Consider the following 20,911-nt stretch of genomic DNA (forward strand, 5'->3'; position numbering starts at 1 on the left):
GTTGCACCAATCTTGAGGTCCCCGGTGAAATCTGTACAACACAGATAAGTGGCGCACTGCATAAGGAAAAGTGATGAACTGGGAACCGATGCCGATCACGGGTTCGACCAGGGATAATTCCCTACATCAGCCGATGCGGACGGGGACGATCATGACGCCACTGCAACGCTATATCGCCGAGGAGATCGCGATCGACCATGCCGACGGGCTGCTGTCCCGCCGCGAGGCGTTGCGAAGACTCGGACTCATCGGCCTCGGCGTGGCGGCGGCGTCCTCGTTGCTCGCCGCCTGTTCCACCGACAGCGACGAGTCGCCGACGTCGGCGCCGGTGACGCCCGGCGGAGCGACGCCCCCACCGCCGGGAGCGGCCGAGGCCGTCGAGACCGAAGCGGTGACGTTCCCCGGGCCGGACGGCCGCGTCCTGCAGGGTGCGTGGGCCGACGCCGCCACACCTCGCGGAGCGGTCCTCGTCATACACGAGAACAAGGGCCTGACCGACCACATCCGTTCGGTGGCGGGACGATTCGCGGGTGCCGGCTACTCCGCGCTCGCCCTCGACCTGCTCTCGGAGGAGGGCGGGACCGCAACGTTCACCGATCAGGCGCAGGCGACCGCCGCGCTGGCCACCGTGCCGCCGGCGCGCTTCGTCGCCGACATGAAGGCCGGGGTGGACGAACTCGGGCGTCGGGTGCCGGACGAGAAGATCGCGGCGGTCGGGTTCTGTTTCGGCGGCGGGATGGTGTGGCAACTCCTCGCGTCCGGTGAGCCGAGGCTGGCTGCGGCGGTCCCCTTCTACGGGCCCCTGCCCGAGGGCGCCGATTTCTCCGGGTCGAAGGCCGCGGTCCTCGCCATCTACGCGGAACTGGACGCCCGGGTGAACGCGTCCCGGGACGCCGCTGCCGCCGCACTCGCGAAGGCGGGACTGCCGCATGAGATCGTCACGGTTCCGGGCGCCGATCACGCGTTCTTCAACGACACCGGGCCCCGCTACAACGCGACCGCGGCAGCCGAGGCCTACGAACGTGTCCTCGCCTGGTTCGGCGAATACCTGGGGTGAGGCGGGCGCATCAGCAGTGCGGCCACGAGGAAACAGACCGCGCCCACGAACGTGCCCAGATCGGCGATCGTCGGGTTCTTCAGCGAGTCCGTGCCGGGCACGATGAACGCGCCGACAGCGGACACTCCGAACGCCACCGACCCGATCATGTTCAACCAGGTGCTGCGCCAGTTGCGGGCATGCGGATCCCACAGCTTGTCGGTTTCGGTGGTGGCCACCACAGCCAGACCGCTGGCGACGAGGAATGCCGTCGACCCGAAGATGTCGGGACGCCACCCCCACACCCGGTCCTGTTCGACGGTGAGGCCCTGGATCAGCGCGACGCCGGTGCTCACGTTGAACAGCAAGGTGCCGACGAACTGGATCAGCGCCGCCCACCAGTCGTAGCGTTCGACCGTCGCGGAGTCCTCCCCGGGCACCGGCCTGCCGCTGAGCCGCAACTGGATGAACCCGGCGGTGGTGAAGAACAGCGACCCGACGAAGTAGGTGATGTTGTCGATCTCGGCGCCGACCGCGTGCCCGTACACCCGGGTGGCCGCCAGCCCGAACAGGAAGGAGCCGATCACGAATCCCCAGGATTCGCGGCGCAGCCGGAGCGTGCGGCGAGGCGCGGACGAGGGGTGGTCATTCGACACCGTGACGTCACCCCCTCACCGGTCGGCAAGGTTTCAGACTCTCCGAAAGCGCGCACCGGGTCAAGGTCGGACGCCGAAATTCGGCTGCGAGTCCACGTGGGGTGTGCCAGTGTCGGGGAATGACGACGACCACCGCCGGCATCACGATCAGAACGGCCACCGAACAGGACTGGCCGAAGATCACCCTGCTCAACGAGATCTGCTTCGTGACACCGCAGACCGAGGAGTTCACCGCCCACTGGAGGCAACTCGTCAGCGGCGCGCCGCCGATCATCGCGGTCGACGAGGACGCGGTGGTCGGCGCCACCATGGACATCCCTATGACCGTCACCGTTCCCGGTGGCGAGGGCGTTCCCGCGGCGGGCGTCACCGCGGTGACGGTCGCGCCCACCCATCGACGCCGCGGCCTCCTTCGCGCGCTCTACACCGAACATCACGACCGCATCCGGACGTCGGGGGTCCCGCTGTCGCTCCTCACGGCCAGTGAGGGCGGGATCTACGGACGCTTCGGGTACGGACCCGCGACCATCGAGACCACGTCGAGCATCGACCGCCGATTCGCGGTGCCGCACCCGAAGGCACCGGACCCGGGTGGTGTGCGGATGGTCCATCCGGCGGAGGCCCGGGCCGCGTTCACCGACGTCTACGACCGCTGGCAACGGGTGACCCCGGGGGCGCAGGTGCGGCCCGAGATCGTGTGGAATCGGATCTTCGCCGACCGTGAGAGCGAGCGCGGCGGCGGCACAAGCCTGTTCGGGCTCGTGCACGACGACGGTTACGTGCTCTACCGTCGCGTGTCCGGCGACAACGGAACCGTCGCCCGGGTGGAGGAGATCCGCACCGTCACGCGAGACGCGCACGCCGCGCTGTGGCGAGCACTGCTCGGCCTGGACCTCGTGCGGCGCATCGAAGCGCACCTCACCCCCGAGGACCCACTGCCGTATCTGCTGACCGACGGCCGGCTGGTACGCACCACCTCGCGCCACGACGAGCTGTGGGTCCGGATCATGGACGTGCCCGCCGCACTCGAGGCCCGCAGGTACCGAACAGACTTCGACGTCGTGATCCAGGTCGACGACGGATTTTTGGACGCCGGCGGGCGGTTCGCGCTGACCGTGCGGGACGGCACCGCGTTGTGCACCCCGACCGACTCCACCCCGCAGGTGGTGCTCGACCTGGACGTGCTGGGCAGCCTGTATCTCGGCGCCCACCGGGCACGCACCTTCGCCGCCGCGAACCGGCTGCAGGCCGCGGACCCCGACGTCCTCGACCGCTTCGATCACGCCTTCGGCGCCGACCGCGACGCCCAGATGGGGTGGCCGTTCTAGCGGGCCGAACCCGCCTGTTTCGCGAACACGGCCCGCGCCCGTTCGGCGACGGCCCGGGCCCGCGCCGTGCTCCGCACACCCTTCAGCCGGGCAAGCACCACCGGGAGGCCGGGAACGTCGTCGGCGATGGGCAGCGACGCGACGCGTCCGCCGTCGTAGGTCCGGCCCTCGGCGGGCCGCTGGTTGAGGATCGAGAAGCCGTGGCCGCGAGCGACGAGTCCGCGCACCGTTTCGTAGCTCGCCGACCGGTACCGGACCACCGGCGTGACCCCCGCCGCCGACAGCATCGCCAGGAAGTAGTCGCGGCTGCTCGGCAGGTCCAGCAACACCATGGGTTCGCCCTCGAGGTCGGCGAGGGTGATCGCGTCGTGGCCGGCCAGCCGGTGGTCCGGCGGAAGGATGACGTGCGGCCTGGCAACGCCGAGCGTCTCCGTCTCCATGTCGTCGCCCAGCGCGAGGTCGTAGGTCAGGGCCAGTTCCGCGGTGCCGTTGCGCAGCGCCGCCCGCACCGCCTCCGCCTGCGTCTCGACGACCTCGACCTCCAGGTCGGGGTGCTGATCGCGCAGGTCCGAGATCAGTGTCGGGAGGATGAACGGAGTGAGGGTGACGAAGCAGGCCAGGCGCACCGTTCCCCGCACGTTGTCCTCGTGGCCGCGCGCCGCGTCGAGAACCTCACCGAGGTGGGCGAGGACGCTGCGGGTGTCGCGGAGCATCTCCTCCCCCGCAGCGGTGAGGACCAGTCCGCGGGACCGTTGCCGGATGAAGAGCTGGGTGCCGATCTGATGCTCGAGTTGGGAGATCGCCGAGGAGACCGCCGACTGCGCGACCATCAGTTCGTCGGCGGCCTTCGTCATGCTGGAGAAGTTCGCGGCCTCGACGAAATACCTCAGTTGGGTGAACGTCACGTCGGGTCGTCGTTGCATGCACTCTCCTCGGGATCTGAGGCCACCAGGATTGCAGGTCTCCGACCGGGGAGCCACCCACGACACACGCGGCGGACGCGACACCGTCAGCGGATGTCGGCGTTCACGAGGTCGGGATCCGGCTGCGATCCGGGGCCGTCTTCCCGGGTGCGGCGCGGGCCGCTCGCCGACCGCACGGAATTGCCACGCACGTATCCGACGGCGCCGAGGAGCGCGAGCACGGCCAGCGTCCCGAGGGTGAACAGTTCGAACGTCCCCTGGTTCACTCCCCAGATCTCCTCGAAGTCGTAGTCCAGGCCGAACACCGATTCCAGGGTGCCGGGGAAGACCGCCACCCAGGAACCGAGCAACACCCACGCGAAGCACAGGATGCCGAGGACGCGGAAGCCCGCGTTTCCGGTGGGAACCCGGAAGGGCCGCACGACGTCCGGGAAACGCGTGCGCAGGCGGACCGCCGACGGGATGACGATCAGGTAGCTGAGCAGGAACGTCGAGATCGAGATGGTGAGCACGACCGCGAAGATGGAACCGCCGGAGCCGGTGATCTGCATGGCCGCGACCATGAAGACGGTGGCGACGAGTCCGGACAGGAAGTTGACGCGCACCGGCGTTCCCAGACGCGGATGGAAGCGGCCGAAGAATCCGCCGAAGAACGCACCGTCGGCCGCGGCCATCGCCTGCATGCGGTCGCTGATGATCATCCACGCCGCGCCCTGGGTCATCAGGATCACCGCGAAGATCACCCCGGTCACGGTCAGCATGGCGGGTGCGGCGGGACCGTACACGCTGTACACGGTCGCGACCGCCTCGAGGAGTCCGCCGACACCGGTGATGTCGTCCGCGGGGACGACGAGCAGGATGGCGAAGATCGGCAGCAGGTAGGACGCGGCGGCGATGGCGCAGGCGCGGGCGATCGAGATCGGGACGTCGCGGGCGGGGTTCTTCATCTCCCCGGCGGCGCTGTTCCCGGATTCGAACCCGAGGTAGGAGAACAGCAGCAGCGGCGTCACACCGAGGAGCCCGGTCAGGGTGGGGCTGAAGTCGCCGGCCGAGATGCCGGCGAATCCGTTCTTCGCGGCGTAGATGCCGGTGGTGACGAGGAAGAACAGCAGGAAGACGATCTTGAGGAACGCGCCGACCGTCGGAATCCATTTGCCGCGAGCCAGACTCACGACGGCCGCGAGCACAGTCAGCCAGATGAAGACCAGTTTGAACAGGTAGTCCGTCACCGATCCTTCCTCGAACGCGGTGACGTAGTGGTTCCAGGTCTCCGCGGCGATGAACGCCATCGACCCGCCGACCCACACGGGCTGGGTCACCCACGTCAGCAGCGATGCGAGGGCGGCCAGCGGCCGGCCGAACGCTCTCCGGACCCACACGTACACCCCGCCCTCGCCGGTGAACGTGCTGCCGATCTCGGCGAAGATGAGGCCGTAGGGCAGCAGGAAGAACACCGCGAGAACCAGTGCCCAGGTGAAGGTCTCCGCGCCGAAGGTGGAGACCTGACCGAGAACCTCGACCGACACCACCGCCGCGACGATGAGGAAGACGATGTCGAAACGGCCGAGTGACTTCTCGAGATGTTGCATCTGTTCGTCCGCCAGGGCGGTGGGGGTGTTGTCGCTCATCGATCGTGCCTCTCACGTTGCAGTGATGCCGGTCACTACTCTCGTCCGCACCCGGCAAATCTGTACAGCACAAAGATCCGGGGTACTGCATCAGTTATCCAGATGCTGAGGCCGCCGGGTTGGCATCTGAATAACTGATGCAGTGGCACGGAAAGATCCTGTTGACTGTTGTGGTCGCGCGGACCGACGATTCTGGCACTGCACGAACCGAACAGCGTGAGGAACCCACCGTGCGTGATCCGAGATACGACATCCTTTTCGAACCGGTCAAGATCGGACCGGTCACCGCCCGCAACCGATTCTTCCAAGTCCCGCACTGCAACGGCATGGGTTACCGCGATCCCTCCGGCGAGGCCTACATGCGGCGCGTCAAGGCCGAGGGCGGCTGGGCCGTCGTCTGCACCGAGCAGGTCGAGATCCACCCGACCTCGGACATCGGCCCGTTCATCGAGCTGCGCCTGTGGGACGACCAGGACCTGCCCGCCCTGACCCGGATCTCCGAGAAGATTCACGAGGGCGGCTCCCTCGCCGGCATCGAGCTCGCCCACAACGGCCTGAACAGTCCCAACCTGATCAGCCGCGAGACCCCGCTGGGCCCGCAGAATCTGCCCGTCGTCTCCTGGAACTACGACCCCGTCCAGGCCAGGGCGATGACCAAGTCGGACATCGCCGACCTCCGGCACTGGCACAAGGAGGCGGTGCGCCGGTCGCTGAAGGCCGAATACGACATCGTCTACGTGTACGCCGGGCACGCGATCGGCGGCCTGCACCACTTCCTGTCCCGCCGGTACAACAACCGGACGGACGAGTACGGCGGCAGCCTGACCAACCGGGTTCGCCTGCTCCGCGAGATCCTCGAGGATTCGCGTGAGGTCGCCGACGGGAAGGCCGCTGTGGCGTGCCGCATCTCGGTCGACGAACTCCTCGGCGACGAAGGGATCACCCGCAGCGAGATCGAGGACGTGATCGGCCTGCTCGGCGAGACCCCCGATCTGTGGGACTTCGTGCTGGGCAGTTGGGAGGACGACTCCGTCACGTCGCGGTTCGGTCCCGAGGCGGAGCAGGAGCCGTATGTCCGCGGGCTGAAGCAGCTCACCACGAAACCCGTCGTCGGTGTCGGCCGCTTCACCTCGCCCGACACGATGCTGCATCAGGTCAAGAGCGGCATCCTCGACTTCATCGGGGCGGCCCGACCCTCGATCGCCGACCCGTACCTTCCGCGCAAGATCGAGGAGGGGAACCTCGAGGACATCCGGGAGTGCATCGGCTGCAATATCTGCGTGTCCGGCGACTTCACCATGTCGCCGATCCGCTGCACCCAGAACCCGACGATGGGCGAGGAGTTCCGGCGCGGCTGGCACCCGGAGCGGATCAAGGTGCGCTCGACCGATTCGAACGTCCTCGTCGTCGGCGCCGGCCCCGCCGGACTCGAGGCGGCCCGCGCACTCGGGCAACGCGGCTACCACGTCAGCCTCGCCGAGGCGAGCAGGCAACTCGGCGGCCGCGTGACCCGCGAGTCCAAGTTGCCCGGCCTGTCCGCGTGGGTCCGTGTGGTCGACTACCGCGAACAGCAACTCCGCAGGCTCCCCGACGTGGACGTGTTCATGGAGAGCGAGATGACCGCGGACGACGTCATCGAGAACGACTTCCAGCACGTGGTCGTCGCGACGGGCTCGCACTGGCGCCGCGACGGCGTCGGCCGGTGGCACACCCACGCCGTTCCTGTCGACGAGCACGCCGACGTCCTGACCCCCGACGACGTGATGGCGGGGCTCCGGCCCCGGGGAAACAAGGTCGTCCTCTTCGACGACGACCACTACTACCTCGGTGCCGTCGTCGCCGAACTCCTCGCCAAGGAGGGATTCGACGTCACCCTGATCACGCCGGCCGCGCACGTGTCGCAGTGGACGACGAACACCATGGAGGTGGTCCGCATCCGCAAGCGAATCATCAAGGCCGGTGTGCACGTTCAGGTGAACCGCGCCGTCACCGCGGTCACCCCCCAGGGCGTCCGCACCGTGTGCGCGTTCACCGGCGACGAGCAGTTCGTCGACGCGGACAGCGTCGTCCTCGTCACCGCGCGGCTCCCGAAGGACGGGTTGTTCCACGAACTGCAGTCGCGCGAATCCGAATGGGGCGGCGCCGACCTGCGCAGTGTCCGCGGCATCGGCGACGCCTGGGCCCCGTCCACCATCGCGGCGGCGGTCTGGTCCGGGCACCGGTACGCCGAGGAACTGGACGAACCACCCGCCGCGGGCCCGGTCGCCTTCCGACGCGAAGTCACCGGACTGTCCATCGAACCCGTCGAGAGATTCTCCGTCCCCCCGCTCGCCAACGCACAGAACTGAGGAACACCACCATGACCGCAGTGCACCCGATCCCGACCGACGCCCGGAACATCGCGGCGATGACACCCAGCGCGTACGTCACCGCGGACACGCTCCGGGCGGGCGATCCGAAGGAACACGAAATGATCCACCTGAGCAGCGGCGACGAGAAGTTCACCGTCGGCTCCTGGCGCGCCGAGCCGTATCGCGAGTACATCGAGTCCTACCCGGGCGACGAATACACCCGGGTGCTGGAGGGTTCGGTGACGCTGACAGCGGACGACGGCGTCTCGCACACCTTCGGACCCGGCGACGCATTCACCCTGACCAAGGGGTGGCGCGGCGAGTACCGCGTCGACGAGCCCCTGCTCAAACAGTTCGCCATCTATGTTCCCTGATCCCACACCACCACTTTCGAGCACGAGGGATGACGATGCCTGACCCGACCACACTCGACGACTGGACCCGGCTCGCCGCGACGATCACGCCGCGCCGGGAGCTCTTCATCGACGGCGCGTTCCGTCCCGCCAAGTCCGATGAGACGTTCGACTCGATCAACCCGGCCACCGGTGAGCTGCTCGCACGGGTGGCGGCCGCGGACGCCCCGGACGTCGACGCCGCGGTGCGGTCTGCGCGCGAGGCGTTCGACTCGGGCGTCTGGTCGCGGAGCCCGGCGTCGCACCGCAAGCGGGTCCTGCTCCGGCTCGCCGAGCTGATCCTCGAACACCGGCACGAGCTCGCCCTGCTCGACTCCCTCGACATGGGCAAGCTCGTGGTGGAGGCACTGACCGTCGACGTCCCCTCGGCCGCTGATCTTTTCAGGTTCTACGCCGAAGCCCTCGACAAGATCGGCGGGGAGATCGCGCCCACCGATCCTGGGAGTCTCGCGCTCGTCTCCCGCGAACCCCTCGGGGTCGTCGGGGCGGTGGTCCCGTGGAACTTCCCACTCGACCTCGCGGTGTGGAAGCTGGCGCCGGCCCTCGCCGCGGGCAACAGCGTCGTCCTCAAACCCGCCGAGCAGGCTCCCCTGTCGGTGCTGCGGCTGGCCGAGCTCGCCGCCGAGGCGGGCCTGCCCGACGGCGTCCTGGGCGTCGTCCCGGGGTTCGGCGCCACCGCCGGGGCGGCGCTGGGCCTGCATCCCGACCTCGACGTCCTCGCCTTCACCGGCTCGACCGCGACCGGGAAGCGGTTCCTCCGGTATGCGGCGGACTCGAATCTGAAGCAGGTCTGGCTCGAATGCGGAGGCAAGAGCCCCAACCTGGTGTTTGCGGACGCCGATCTCGACGAGGCGGTGGAGAAGGCGGTCTTCGGCGCGTTCTACAACCAGGGCGCGGTGTGCTCGGCCAACTCCCGGTTGCTGGTCGAGGAGTCGGTGGCCGAACAGGTGACCGAGGCCCTCGTCCGCCGGGCGTCGTCGATCCGCCCCGGCAATCCGCTCGATCCCGCCTCCACACTGGGCGCGATCGTCGACGAGAACCACGCTCGCACCGTTACGGGGTTCATCGACCGCGCCCGGTCCGAGGGCCGGGTGTTGCTGGGCGGCAACAAGACCACCGTGGACGCCCGGGGATCCTTCGTCGAACCGACGATCTTCGCGGACGTCGCACCCACCGCCGAGGTGGTGACCCGGGAGGTGTTCGGACCCGTCCTCACCGTCCAGACGTTCACCGACGAGGCCGAGGCCGTCCGGATGGGCAACGACAGCATCTACGGCCTGGCCGCCTCGGTGTGGACCGAGAACCTGAACCGGGCGCACCGCGTCTCCGCGGCGCTGCGGGCGGGGACCGTCTCCGTCAACACCGTCGACGCCATCAGCGCGCAGACCCCGTTCGGCGGGTTCAAACAGTCCGGGTTCGGCCGCGACCTCTCCCTGCACGCGACGGACAAGTACACCGGGCTGAAGACGACGTGGATCCGGCTGCGGCAGTGAGCGTCACGACACCGTGCCGATCCCCGACCTCGGCGGGCGAATGTACCCGTCGGCGCTCCCGAAGCGCCCGCGGGTACATTCGCCCCGAAACGTGACACCCCACGTCCCCCGTGTCCTCGCGGCGCTGCTTCCGCGGGGTGGCCGAGAACTCCGTGTACACGGCCCGGGCGTTCCGCGGCGCGGGCGTCGGGACCGCGCTGATGCGGCGGCTCATCGACGAAGCGGACTTCTCGGGCATCTGGACGCTCCAGGCCTCGGTGCTGGCGGTGAACACCGGGTCCATCGCACTGCACCACGCGGTCGGCTACCGGACGGTCGGGGTGCGGCAACGACTCGCACAGATCGACGGCGTCTGGCACGACAGCGTGCTGCTCGAGCGCTGCCGGGAGACCTGACACCGCGACCAACCGGAGCTACCGTGGAGGGATGCTCCCCGTCATCGATTTCGCCGAACTGGACACTCCGGCCGGGCGGGAACGGCTGCGGGAGATCACCCACCACGTGGGGTTCTTCTACCTCGACGGGCACGGCGTGGACCGGGAACTGCTCGATCGGGTGTTCACCGTCGCGCGGGAATTCTTCGCCCTGCCCGACGACTCCAAGCAGTCGATCGCGATGCTGAACAGCCCCCATTTCCGTGGCTACAACCGGGTGGGCGACGAACTGACCAACGGCGAGACCGACTGGCGGGAACAGATCGACATCGGCCCCGAACGGCAACCGATCCCCGGCGCCGACGGCTACCTGAGACTGCAGGGTCCCAATCAATGGCCCGCGGATCTCCCCGACCTCGAGAAGACGATCGAGGCCCTGGACGCCGCGCTCGCCGACGTCGGGATGCGGCTCCTGCGGCACTGGGCCGCGTCACTCGACGCCGATCCGGCGATCTTCGACGACGCCTTCGCGCACGCCCCCGCCACGCTGATCAAGGTCGTCCGCTACCCGGAACGGCCGAGCGCCGACCACACCGGCGAGCAGGGCGTCGGCGCCCACAAGGATTCCGGCGTGCTGACGATGCTGCTCCTCGAACCCGGGTCGTCGGGACTCCAGGTGGAAACAGAGACCGGCGACTGGATCGACGCACCCGCCCGCGCCGGCTCGTTCGTGGTGAACATCGGCGAACTGCTCGAGGTCGCGACCGGCGGGTACCTGAGGGCCACCCGGCACCGGGTGCTCACCCCCGCCGGTGCGCCCGAACGACTGTCCGTGCCGTACTTCCTCAATCCCGCCCTCGACGCCACGGTCCCGACCATCGAGCTGCCGCCTCACCTGGCCGAACGCGCCCGCGGCATCGAACTCGATCCGGCGAATCCGCTCTATCGCACGTACGGCGAGAACGCGTGGAAGAGCCGCACCCGCGCGCACCCCGACGTCTACGCCCGCTGGTATCCGGACGAGGCCGAACCGGAGTAAACGCGCGCCGCCACCGGGAGTATTGTTCCCGCAGTGTTGTTCCTGACCTCTCGGCGCTACGTCGACCTCCGCCTGCAGGCGAGCGCAATCTGTCCGCGCTCGCGCTGACGCACCTCTCCACTCAGGACTCTCTCTCGCCGTATCCGCCCCACCGGGCGACGTTCCACGGCCCCACGCGAAAGGCACACCCATGCCCAGTCCCGCGCTGTCCACGCGCGCCGAGACCACCTCTCGACGCCGTCTACCCCAGTGGGCCACATCATTCGGCCCCCAGATCGTCACCGGTCTCGTCGTCGGCGTCATCCTCGGACTCGTCGCCCGCGCCATGCCCGTCGCCGCCGACGGCAACGAGAACTGGCTCGTCGGAACCGTCCACACCATCGGCTCCAGTTACGTGAAACTCCTTACCGTCGCGGTGATCCCGCTGGTGTTCACGGCCATCGTCAGTTCGATCGCCAACCTGCGCGAGGTGGCCAACGCCGCGCGCCTCGCCGTGCAGACACTGCTGTGGTTCGCGATCACCGCGTTCATCGCCGTCGTCATCGGGATCGTCATCGGACTCGTCATCCAGCCGGGATCCCACACGACCGTCACCGGCGCCGGCAAGGAACCGGCCACCACCGGCTCGTGGTGGGCGTTCGTCACCGGCCTCGTGCCCAGCAACTTCCTCGGCCTGAACGCGAAGACCACCCTCACCGAGGGCGCAGCCAGCACGTCGCTGAGTTTCAACGTGCTGCAGTTGCTCGTCGTCGCGGCCGCGATCGGCATCGCCGCACTGAAGGTCGGGGCCAAGGCCGAACCGTTCCTGCAGTTCAACGCGTCACTCCTCGCGATCGTGCAGAAGGTGCTGTGGTGGATCATCCGCCTCGCACCGATCGGGACCGCCGCGCTGATCGCGAACGCCGTCGCCACCTACGGCTGGGACGCCATCGGCTCGCTCGGCTGGTTCACCGCCGCCGTCTACATCGGCCTGGCCATCGTGTTCCTCGTCGTCTACCCCGTCCTGATCCGCGCGCACGGACTGTCGGTGCGTGCCTTCTACTCCGGTGTGTGGCCTGCCACGCAGCTCGGCTTCGTGTCCCGTTCGTCGATCGGTACCCTGCCCCTCACCGAGCGGGTCACCGAACGCAATCTCGGTGTCCCCCGCGAGTACGCGTCGTTCGCCGTGCCGCTCGGGTCGACCACCAAGATGGACGGCTGCGCTGCCATCTATCCCGCGATCGCCGCGATCTTCGTCGCCGAGTTCTACGGTGTGCCTTTGTCGTTCACCGACTACCTGCTGATCATCGTCGTCTCCGTGATCGGATCCGCTGCCACCGCGGGCACCACCGGCGCCACCGTCATGCTGACGCTCACGTTGTCGACGCTGGGGCTGCCCCTCGCCGGTGTGGGCCTGCTGCTCGCGGTCGAACCGATCGTCGACATGGGCCGCACCGCGGTCAACGTCACCGGGCAGGCTCTCGTCCCGACGATCGTCGCGAAGCGCGAAGGCATCCTCGACGAAGCCCGCTACAACGCCGAACGGACAGGCGACCCGTTCGAGGACGACGACGCGGTCGCCGCGAAGTAGCGAAACGGTCGACGAGAGCCTTCCCCACGTGGAAGGCTCTCGTCATGGCCGACCTCGACGCGATCAAACGACGGATCGTCATGCAATTCCAGCGGCACGTCGCCAACCCGCTCTCCACGCGACTGTCGAGCCAGACGCTCCTCGAGACCACCGGCCGCGTCAGCGGGCAGCCCCGCGTCACGCCCATCGGCGGCCGGCGCACGGGCACCGAGTTCTGGCTGGTGTCCGAGTTCGGTGAGCGGTCGAACTACATCCGCAACATCCGCGCGAACAATGCCGTTCGGCTGCGGATCCACGGCAGGTGGCACGCCGGCACCGCGACGCTGCTCCCCGACGACGACGCCCGCGCCCGGCTGGCGCAGCTTCCCCGGATGAACAGCGTCGCCGTCCGGGCCGTCGGCACCGACCTGCTGACCGTCCGCATCGACCTCGCCGACTGAGGTCAGCGGGACAAACGCCCACCGAATGGTCACCCGCACCCGCAATAGCGTCGGCATCTGACCAATGCGTTGCGTCTACGAGCGCGGCCCAGCGTCCTGGCCAGGTGTGATGTTCGCAACTCGGCGTTCGGCTGCACGCTCGTCGCGGATTTGGTACCGCTCGGCGGCTGCGGATCGAGCAGCTTGCAGTAGGGACTTAGCCTCGGCTAATCTGCGATTTCGCGCGGACCTGGAAAAGGTCCGCACCTCAGACAACGACGTCTGCCTCACCGGCGTATCGGTTCGGGGCCGGTTCTCTGCCGTGTTCCTCTCGCCGACGCCACCCGTGCGCCCAGCACGGCCCCATATTCGGCGAGTATCGCGAGGAGACAGTCGGTTGAACACGAGTGCCACCGAGTCCGGCCTGTACGACAGGACGCTCGACAAGAGCAGCTGCGGCGTGGGCTTCATCACCCGCAAGGACGGCATTCAGACCCATGACGTCCTCATCAGGGGCCATGAGGCCCTGTGTGCTGTTCCTCACCGTGGTGGCATGTCGGCGGAGGGTGTCGGCGACGGCGCCGGTGTCTGCGTCGACCTGTCGGTGCCGTTCTTCCGCACCCTGACCGGTCAGGACGATCTCGAGGCCGGCCGGTTCGGTGTCGGCAACTTCTTCCTCCCCACCGACGTGGCATTCCACGGCGACGCGGAGGCCGTCATCGAGCGGGCTCTCGCCGACCAGGGTTTCCACGTGCTGCTCGAGCGTGACGTGCCCGTCGACGCGACCGTGCTCCGGCCCGCCGCGATCCGGCACCAGCTGCCGATCCGGCAGTGGGTGTTCACCGCGCCCGACGCGTGCGCCGACGAGACCGAGTTCGACCGTCGCATCCACGACGCCCTGCTCGCGATCGAGGCCGTCGCGTACACCCAGCCCGATCTGGCCGGGCTGTACCCGCTGTCGCTGAGCGCCCGCACCCAGGTGCTCAAGGGCCGCCTCAATTCGAACGAGGTGATGCCCTACTTCCAGGACCTCGTCGACCCGGCGCACGCCATCCACACCCTGTACTTCCACACCCGGTTCTCGACGAACACCGACCCGCATCCGACGATGGCGCAGCCGTTCCGTCTGATGGCGCACAACGGCGAGCTCAACACGGACAAGAAGAATCGCCTGTCCGAGACGGCGCTCGCTCGTGCCCGGAACCGGGAGATCGTCCGCCCGCACGGCCAGTCGGACAGTTGCCGCCTCGACCAGACGCTGCAGAGCCGGGTGGTGGAGGACGGTCTCGACCTGGTGACCGCGGTGGTGTCGATGATGCCGCCGGCGTGGGAGAACGACTCCACCCTGTCGCCCGAGGTCCGGGCGATGCTCGAGTACTTCTCGCTGTACGAGGAGAAGAACGACGGCCCGGCCGCGCTGATCTTCGGCGACGGCACCGTCGTCGGCGCGCGGCTCGACCGGCTCGGGCTGCGTCCGCTGCGCTCGGTGGAGACGGACGAGTACCTGTGCGTCACGTCCGAGGCCGGGCAGATCGACTTCGACCCCGAGACCGTTGTGCACCGCGGACGCATCGAGGCCGGCGGCATGCTGTACTTCGACCACCGCGAGGGCCGCTCGTACTCCACCGACGAGGCACTCGAGCTGCTCGCCTCCCGGAACGACTACCCGACGCTCGTCGCGGAGGCCCGCCGGACCATCGAGGCGCTGCCCGAGGTCGAGGCCGAGCCGGGACCGCTGCGGTACAACGGCGACCTCGAGCGCACCCAGCGCTACGTCGCGTACTCGCACAACCAGGAAAGCTTCAAATTCATGATGGACCCGATGCTCGCGTCGGGTCAGGAGAAGATCTCCGCGATGGGCTACGGCAACGCCATCAACGCGCTCTCCGATCAGGAAGGCGGGGTGGCCAAGTACTTCTCGCAGCGTTTCGCCCAGGTCACGAACCCTTCGCTCGACAGCATCCGTGAGGCCGACGGCATGACGCTGCGTGTCGCGCTCGGCGCCAAGCCGAACAGCGGGGCGCAGTCTGCGCCGCAGATCGTGGTGCCGTCGCCGATCCTCACCCACATGGACATGCTGCGGATCCGCAAGCAGTCCGAGACCCCGGTGCAGCGTTTCCCGATGCTGTACACCCCCGTCCACGGTGACTCCGCCGCCAACGCGGCTGCGCTCGAGGCCGCGGTCGACGGGCTCTGCGACGAGGTGGAGGCGTTCGCCCGCGAGCAGGGCGGCATCGCGATCGTCACCGACCGTCACGTGGCCACCGACCGCGCCGCGCTGCCGATGATCGTGGCGATCTCCGCTGTCAACCAGCGGCTGATCGAGGAGGGCCTGCGCCTGCGGGTGTCCGTCGTCGCCGAGAGCGGTCAGATCTCGTCGTCGCACCACGTGGCCGCGGCCCTCGGTTTCGGCGCCGCCGCGATCTACCCGCTCGCCGTCCGTCTGCGCGCCGAGGAGAAGTTCGCCGACGAGGCGGATGTGGCGTTCAAGCGGTTCGCGAAGGCCGCGGAGAAGTCGCTGATGAAGACGATGGGCCGGGTCGGCCTGTGCACCGCCGAAAGCTACATCGGCGGCGAATTCTTCGAACCCAACTACCTCGACACCGACGACCGGGTGCTGCGCCGCTACTTCGCGAACGTGAAGACGCCGGTGGGTGGTGTCGGGTTCGCCGTCATCGCGCAGGCCGTCGCCGACTGGCACCAGCGCGCCCTGACGGTCACCGGGGAGAAGGACGTCCCGCTGCTCGGCCTGTTCAAGGAGCGCGCGGAGGGCGCGGGTCACTCGTACGGCACGGCGGCCGTGCGCGGCTTCGTCGACCTCACCGAGGAGCCCATCTCGTTCGACACGGCGGGCACGCAGGACCACACGGAATCGCTGCGACTGCTGCCGCTGAACCGGCTCGAGGACGCGTTCGGTCTCGACGACGACGCCTACCGCAACGCCGGCTTCCAGAAGCTGACACCCGAGGCGATCGACTGCTTCGAGATCACCCCCGGCTACCGCGCCTTCGCGCGGACGATGGCCGAGGAGCGCACCCGTCGTCCGGCAGCGCTGCGCGACGTGCTGGATCTGCCTGCCGACGTCACGTTCCTCACCACGGCAGCCGAGTTCCGCAAGCAGATGGGCCGCTTCTCCCGCAAGGGCAACAACAGCTTCGCGGTGCGCGGGCTCGAATCCGAGGCCATCGGCGAGGACCGGTTCCGGCTGCGGCTCACCGGCCCCCACGCGGGCGAGTCCCGTGTGCTCGCGGCGCTCGGCGAATCGCTGGTCATGCGGTTCGGCGACGACCTCCTCGACCACAGCGTGGACGGCGACGCCCTTGTGGTGAGCACGTCCGGTGAGGCGCTGCGATGTCTGTCGCTGCTGCGCACCGCTCCGGCGAGCGTGCCGATCGGTCAGGTGCAGAAGGCCAGCGAGATCACCCCGTTCCTCACGTCCGGCGCCATGAGCCACGGTGCGTTGAACTCCAACGCGCACGAGGCCGTCGCGCACGGCACCAACATGGTCGGCGGTATGTCGAACAGCGGTGAGGGCGGCGAGCACATCTCGCGCTACGGCACCATCCGCGGTTCCCGGATCAAGCAGTTCGCGTCCGGCCGTTTCGGTGTGTGGGCGGGCTACCTGGCCGACCCGATGCTCGAGGAACTCGAGATCAAGATCGCGCAGGGCGCCAAGCCCGGCGAGGGCGGGCAGCTGCCCGCACCCAAGGTGACCGTCGAGATCGCGGCAGCGCGTGGCGGCACTCCCGGCGTCGAACTCGTCTCTCCCCCACCGCATCACGACACGTACTCCATCGAGGACCTCGCGCAGCTCATCCACGACTGCAAGGCGGCGCGGGTCCGCGTCATCGTCAAGCTCGTGTCCTCGGAGGGCATCGGCACCATCGCGGTGGGTGTCGCGAAGGCCGGCGCCGACGTCATCAACGTCGCGGGCAACACCGGCGGTACCGGTGCCGCCGCGGTGACCAGCCTCAAGTACGCCGGACGTTCGGCGGAGATCGGTGTCGCCGAGGTCCATCAGGCGTTGTGCGCCAACGGGTTGCGGCAGAAGGTGCTGCTCCGGTGCTCCGGGGCGCACCAGACGGCGAGCGACGTCGTGAAGTCGGCGCTGCTCGGCGCCGACAGCTTCGAGTTCGGCACCACCGCGCTGATGATGCTCAAGTGCGTCATGGCCAAGAACTGCAACATCAAGTGCCCCGCCGGTCTGACCACCAACCCCGAACTGTTCGACGGTGATCCGCGGGCGATGGCGCAGTACCTGCTGAACATCGCGCACGAGACCCGCGAGGTGCTGGCCGAGCTGGGGATGTCCTCGCTGCGCGAGGCCCGGGGCCGCTCCGATCTGTTGCAGCTCCTCGACCACCCGTCGAGCGTCGGCCAGCTCGACCTGCGTGCGATGCTCGCCGTGGTCGAGGAAGTGACCATCGGCGATCCGGTGTACCTGGAGAAGGACTACACCCTCGACGACGGCTGGCTCGTGCAGCTGCGCGCCGCGCTGGTCGAGCAGGGCGAGGCCACGGTCGAGCTCGGCGACGGGGTGCACCTGAGCAACCGCAACAAGAGCGTCGGCGCCCAGCTGGCGGTCGACATCGAGCGGATGCTGAACCACGAGCTCACCGATGTCGAACTGCCCGCCGTGCTCCGCGACGAGCGCGGCCGCGGCTACCTGCGCGACGGCAGCGTCCGGATCGCCACGTCCGGGTCCGCGGGCCTGTCGTACGGTGCGTTCTGCAACGACGGCATGACCCTCGTCCACACCGGCACCGCCAACGACGGCGTCGGCAAGGGCGCCAACGGCGGCAGCATCGTCGTGCGCTCGCCCGGTGGCGGCTCCGACCGGCACGGCGGCAATGTGCTGATCGGCAACTTCGCACTGTTCGGCGCCACCGGTGGACGCACGTTCGTGGAGGGTCAGGCGGGCGACCGCTTCGCCGTACGCAATTCGGGTGCCACCGCGGTGGTCGAGGGTGTCGGCGACTTCGCCTGCGAGTACATGACCAACGGCGCCGTCCTCAACCTCGGCAGCTTCGGCAAGGGCGTCGGCAACGGGATGAGCGGTGGCTTCGTCTACCAGTACGACCCCGAGGGCAAGCTGCCCGGCAAGGCCAGCGCGGACTCGATCCTGCTCGGCTCCATCACCGGCGACGACGAGCACGCGGCGCTGCACCGTCAGGCCGTGCACGTGCTGCTCGGGTGGCACCTCGAGGCCACCGGCTCCGCCAAGGCGGCCTGGTTGCTCGAGAACTGGGAGACCGAACAGCACCACTTCGTGTACGGCATGCCGCGCGCACTGCTGCAGTACCAGGACAGCGACGAGATCCTGAAGGCCAAGCCCCGCAAGGAGCTCGCCGACGAACTCGCCGCCGCACTGGTCGCGCACCAGGTGCGCAAGTTCAAGCTGGACTACCGGGACGGTCACGCGGTGCTGGACGGCGCCGTGCCCGGCTACGGCGAGGCCGACACCGAAGCCATGTTCGCGCTGCTGAACAACTACACCGTGCTGAACGCGGCGCAGGAGATGGCGCTGTCCAAGCTGCCGGGTGTCGCGGATCCGTCCGATCCGGCGGTCGACAAGGCCGTCCGCAACCTGCTGCTCACCGAGGACTTCTTCCTCATGCAGCGGTTGCAGCGGTACGCGCGGGAAGCGTTGAAGGACTACAGCGACGAGGACCTGGCCGTGATGGTGGCGGCCAAGCGTCTCGCCGACTACAAGGATGCGCTGCGCCGCCGCAACGTCCGGTCCATCGACGCCCCCGGCACGTACGGCTGGATCCTGCACCAGGACGCCAAGAACGTCGACAAGATCGGCCGGCTGCCCGGTTTCGAGGAGTTGTTCGCGCAGCACGCTCTCCCCGATCTCATCCCCACGAGAGACGTGGTCCCCTCATGAAGATGCCCTACATCCCCCAGGACGCCCCGTTCAGCGAGGACCAGCGCGTGTGGCTCACCGGCTTCCTCGCCGGCATGAGCTCGCGCCTCGTCGTCGGCGGCTCCGACGCGCCCGCCGCGGCGGCCGGTGGGCAGTTGCCCGCCATGCACGTGCTGTACGGCAGCCAGACCGGGAACGCGGAGGGTGTCGCGGAAGACGCTGCGGCCGCGGCCCGTTCGCAGGGCTTCGCGCCGGTCGTGAGCGCGCTCGACGACGTCGACACGGACGCCCTCGCCGCCATGCAACGCGTCCTGGTCGTCACCTCCACCTACGGTGAGGGTGAGATGCCCGACAACGCCGAACTGTTCTGGCAGGCGCTGGCCGCGGAGACCGCGCCGCGACTGGAGAACACCGACTTCGCCGTCCTCGCGCTCGGCGACACCGGCTACGACGGGTACTGCCAGGCCGGCAAGATGATCGACACCAGGCTCGAGCAGCTCGGTGCCCGCCGCGTCACTCCGCGCGTCGACTGCGACGTCGACTACGAGGACACTGCCGCCGCGTGGGTCGCCGACACCCTCCCCCTGTTCGCGGCCGTCGAGGGCATTCGCGGCGAGTCCCCCGTCGCCGATGTCGCCGAGCCCGAGACGAAGCCGGCCCGGAAGCGGTCGCAGTGGAACCGCAAGAACCCTTACGCGTCCACGCTCTCCGTGAACCGGCGGCTGTCGAGCGAGACGTCCGCGAAGGAGATCCGGCACTACGAGTTCGCGCTCGCCGACAGCGGTCTCGAGTACGAGGCCGGTGACGCGCTCGGTGTGATGCCGATCAACGATCCCGCGCTCGTCGACGCTCTGGTGTCCCGGCTGGGCATCCCGGCGGACGCCGCCGTCACCGGGAAGGAGCGGCCGTTCAGCGACCTCCTGCTGCACGGGTACGAGATCTCCACGCCGAGCCACGAATTCATCGACGAGATCGAGAAGCGGGCGGGCGACGAAGAACTGAGCCACGTGCTGCGGCACGGCGACAAGGAAGCCCTCGACGCCTGGTTGTGGGGCAAGGACGTGCTCGACCTGCTGCTCCTCGAACCGTCGGTGACCCTGACCGCGGACGAGTTCGTCGGGTTGCTGAAGCCGTTGCAGCACAGGGCGTATTCCATCTCGTCCAGCCCGCTCGCCAACCCCGGCAGCGTGCACCTGACCGTCGCCAGCGTCCGCCACAGCTCGGCCGGACGCGACCGCGGCGGCGTGTGCTCCACGTTCCTCGCCGATCGGATCGCCGAGGGCGGCAGCGGTGGAATCTTCGTGTCGAAGAACAAGTCGTTCCGCGTCCCCGCGAACGACGACGCACCGATGATCATGGTCGGCCCCGGCACCGGCATCGCGCCGTTCCGCGCGTTCCTGCAGGAACGGCAGGCGCGGGGCGCGTCGGGACGCAACTGGCTGTTCTTCGGCGACCAGCACCGCGCGTCGGACTACATCTACGAGGACGAGATCGGCGCGATGAGCGACAGCGGTCTCCTCACCCGACTCGACCTCGCCTTCTCCCGCGACCAGGCGGAGAAGATCTACGTGCAGAACCGGATGGTCGAGAACGGCGCGGAGTTGTTCGCCTGGCTCGAGGACGGCGGCCACTTCTACGTCTGTGGCGACGCCACCCGGATGGCGAAGGACGTCGACCGGGCCCTGCACGAGGTCATCGCCACCCATGGCACCCTTTCCACCGAGCAGGCCGCCGACTACGTGACCAAGCTCAAGAAGGAAAAGCGCTACCTGCGCGACGTGTACTGACCACGTCGGCAGCAACTCACGAGGA

General features: G+C 68.6%; 14 protein-coding genes. 11 read left to right on the top strand and 3 right to left on the bottom strand.

Annotated elements, in window-relative coordinates; genetic code table 11:
* Nucleotides 1-151 precede the first annotated feature (151 nt).
* Entirely contained in the window at nt 152-1,057 is a 906-nt protein-coding gene (locus tag RHA1_RS08650; protein ID WP_029539397.1) for a dienelactone hydrolase family protein, read from the top strand.
* On the opposite strand, the gene RHA1_RS08655 is transcribed toward RHA1_RS08650, so the two are convergent.
* Entirely contained in the window at nt 1,015-1,692 is a 678-nt protein-coding gene (locus tag RHA1_RS08655) for a YrhK family protein (protein ID WP_011594711.1), read from the bottom strand. The genes RHA1_RS08650 and RHA1_RS08655 overlap by 43 nt on opposite strands.
* A 119-nt stretch (nt 1,693-1,811) precedes the next feature.
* Between RHA1_RS08655 and RHA1_RS08660 the strand changes: the two genes are divergently transcribed.
* Nucleotides 1,812-3,020, top strand: a complete 1,209-nt coding sequence (locus RHA1_RS08660; RefSeq protein ID WP_011594712.1) for an enhanced intracellular survival protein Eis — start codon at nt 1,812-1,814, stop codon at nt 3,018-3,020.
* Here the strand turns inward: RHA1_RS08660 and RHA1_RS08665 are convergent.
* Complete coding sequence (locus RHA1_RS08665) at nt 3,017-3,943, bottom strand: LysR family transcriptional regulator (RefSeq protein WP_011594713.1); 927 nt, start codon at nt 3,941-3,943, stop codon at nt 3,017-3,019. The two genes, RHA1_RS08660 and RHA1_RS08665, sit on opposite strands and share 4 nt — an antisense overlap.
* 86 nt (nt 3,944-4,029) lie before the next feature.
* On the bottom strand, nt 4,030-5,571 hold the full coding sequence (locus RHA1_RS08670) for an APC family permease (protein WP_011594714.1): 1,542 nt from the start codon (nt 5,569-5,571) through the stop codon (nt 4,030-4,032).
* Between the two features lie 230 nt (nt 5,572-5,801).
* On the opposite strand from RHA1_RS08670, the gene RHA1_RS08675 reads away from it, so the two are divergent.
* The 9 genes from RHA1_RS08675 to RHA1_RS08715 all read left to right on the top strand — a co-directional run bounded on the left by RHA1_RS08675 (nt 5,802) and on the right by RHA1_RS08715 (nt 20,886).
* Nucleotides 5,802-7,919, top strand: coding sequence for an oxidoreductase (locus RHA1_RS08675; RefSeq protein WP_011594715.1), 2,118 nt, complete (start codon nt 5,802-5,804; stop codon nt 7,917-7,919).
* 11 nt (nt 7,920-7,930) lie between these two features.
* Nucleotides 7,931-8,296: a cupin domain-containing protein gene (locus RHA1_RS08680; protein WP_011594716.1), complete on the top strand. Its 366-nt coding sequence runs from the start codon at nt 7,931-7,933 to the stop codon at nt 8,294-8,296.
* A 35-nt stretch (nt 8,297-8,331) separates the two neighbouring features.
* Nucleotides 8,332-9,828, top strand: coding sequence for an aldehyde dehydrogenase (locus tag RHA1_RS08685; RefSeq protein WP_011594717.1), 1,497 nt, complete (start codon nt 8,332-8,334; stop codon nt 9,826-9,828).
* A 137-nt stretch (nt 9,829-9,965) separates the two neighbouring features.
* Nucleotides 9,966-10,223 carry a GNAT family N-acetyltransferase gene (locus RHA1_RS08690; RefSeq protein WP_050787269.1) on the top strand — a complete coding sequence of 86 codons (258 nt, stop codon included), beginning with the start codon at nt 9,966-9,968 and terminating at the stop codon, nt 10,221-10,223.
* A gap of 31 nt (nt 10,224-10,254) precedes the next feature.
* Nucleotides 10,255-11,241: an isopenicillin N synthase family dioxygenase gene (locus tag RHA1_RS08695; protein ID WP_011594719.1), complete on the top strand. Its 987-nt coding sequence runs from the start codon at nt 10,255-10,257 to the stop codon at nt 11,239-11,241.
* 190 nt (nt 11,242-11,431) lie between these two features.
* Nucleotides 11,432-12,811, top strand: coding sequence for a dicarboxylate/amino acid:cation symporter (locus tag RHA1_RS08700; protein ID WP_011594720.1), 1,380 nt, complete (start codon nt 11,432-11,434; stop codon nt 12,809-12,811).
* 44 nt (nt 12,812-12,855) lie between these two features.
* A complete protein-coding gene (locus RHA1_RS08705; RefSeq protein WP_009474488.1) occupies nt 12,856-13,251 on the top strand; it encodes a nitroreductase/quinone reductase family protein in 396 nt (131 codons plus the stop codon).
* 376 nt (nt 13,252-13,627) lie between these two features.
* Nucleotides 13,628-19,120, top strand: a complete 5,493-nt coding sequence (locus RHA1_RS08710; protein ID WP_011594721.1) for a glutamate synthase-related protein — start codon at nt 13,628-13,630, stop codon at nt 19,118-19,120.
* Nucleotides 19,117-20,886: a sulfite reductase subunit alpha gene (locus tag RHA1_RS08715; protein WP_011594722.1), complete on the top strand. Its 1,770-nt coding sequence runs from the start codon at nt 19,117-19,119 to the stop codon at nt 20,884-20,886. The genes RHA1_RS08710 and RHA1_RS08715 overlap by 4 nt, the downstream gene beginning before the upstream one ends.
* Nucleotides 20,887-20,911 lie beyond the last annotated feature (25 nt).

The sequence above is a fragment of the Rhodococcus jostii RHA1 genome (assembly GCF_000014565.1).
Taxonomy (GTDB): Bacteria; Actinomycetota; Actinomycetes; order Mycobacteriales; family Mycobacteriaceae; genus Rhodococcus_F; species Rhodococcus_F jostii_A.

Excerpts from the sequence above, each read along its gene's own strand:
- RHA1_RS08660 (WP_011594712.1), top strand. The coding sequence starts at position 1,812 with ATGACGACGACCACCGCCGGCATCACGATCAGAACGGCCACCGAACAG.
- RHA1_RS08680 (WP_011594716.1), top strand. The coding sequence starts at position 7,931 with ATGACCGCAGTGCACCCGATCCCGACCGACGCCCGGAACATCGCGGCG.
- RHA1_RS08700 (WP_011594720.1), top strand. The coding sequence starts at position 11,432 with ATGCCCAGTCCCGCGCTGTCCACGCGCGCCGAGACCACCTCTCGACGC.
- RHA1_RS08705 (WP_009474488.1), top strand. The coding sequence starts at position 12,856 with ATGGCCGACCTCGACGCGATCAAACGACGGATCGTCATGCAATTCCAG.
- RHA1_RS08695 (WP_011594719.1), top strand. The coding sequence starts at position 10,255 with ATGCTCCCCGTCATCGATTTCGCCGAACTGGACACTCCGGCCGGGCGG.
- RHA1_RS08715 (WP_011594722.1), top strand. The coding sequence starts at position 19,117 with ATGAAGATGCCCTACATCCCCCAGGACGCCCCGTTCAGCGAGGACCAG.
- RHA1_RS08685 (WP_011594717.1), top strand. The coding sequence starts at position 8,332 with ATGCCTGACCCGACCACACTCGACGACTGGACCCGGCTCGCCGCGACG.
- RHA1_RS08670 (WP_011594714.1), bottom strand. The coding sequence starts at position 5,571 with ATGAGCGACAACACCCCCACCGCCCTGGCGGACGAACAGATGCAACAT.
- RHA1_RS08665 (WP_011594713.1), bottom strand. The coding sequence starts at position 3,943 with ATGCAACGACGACCCGACGTGACGTTCACCCAACTGAGGTATTTCGTC.
- RHA1_RS08650 (WP_029539397.1), top strand. The coding sequence starts at position 152 with ATGACGCCACTGCAACGCTATATCGCCGAGGAGATCGCGATCGACCAT.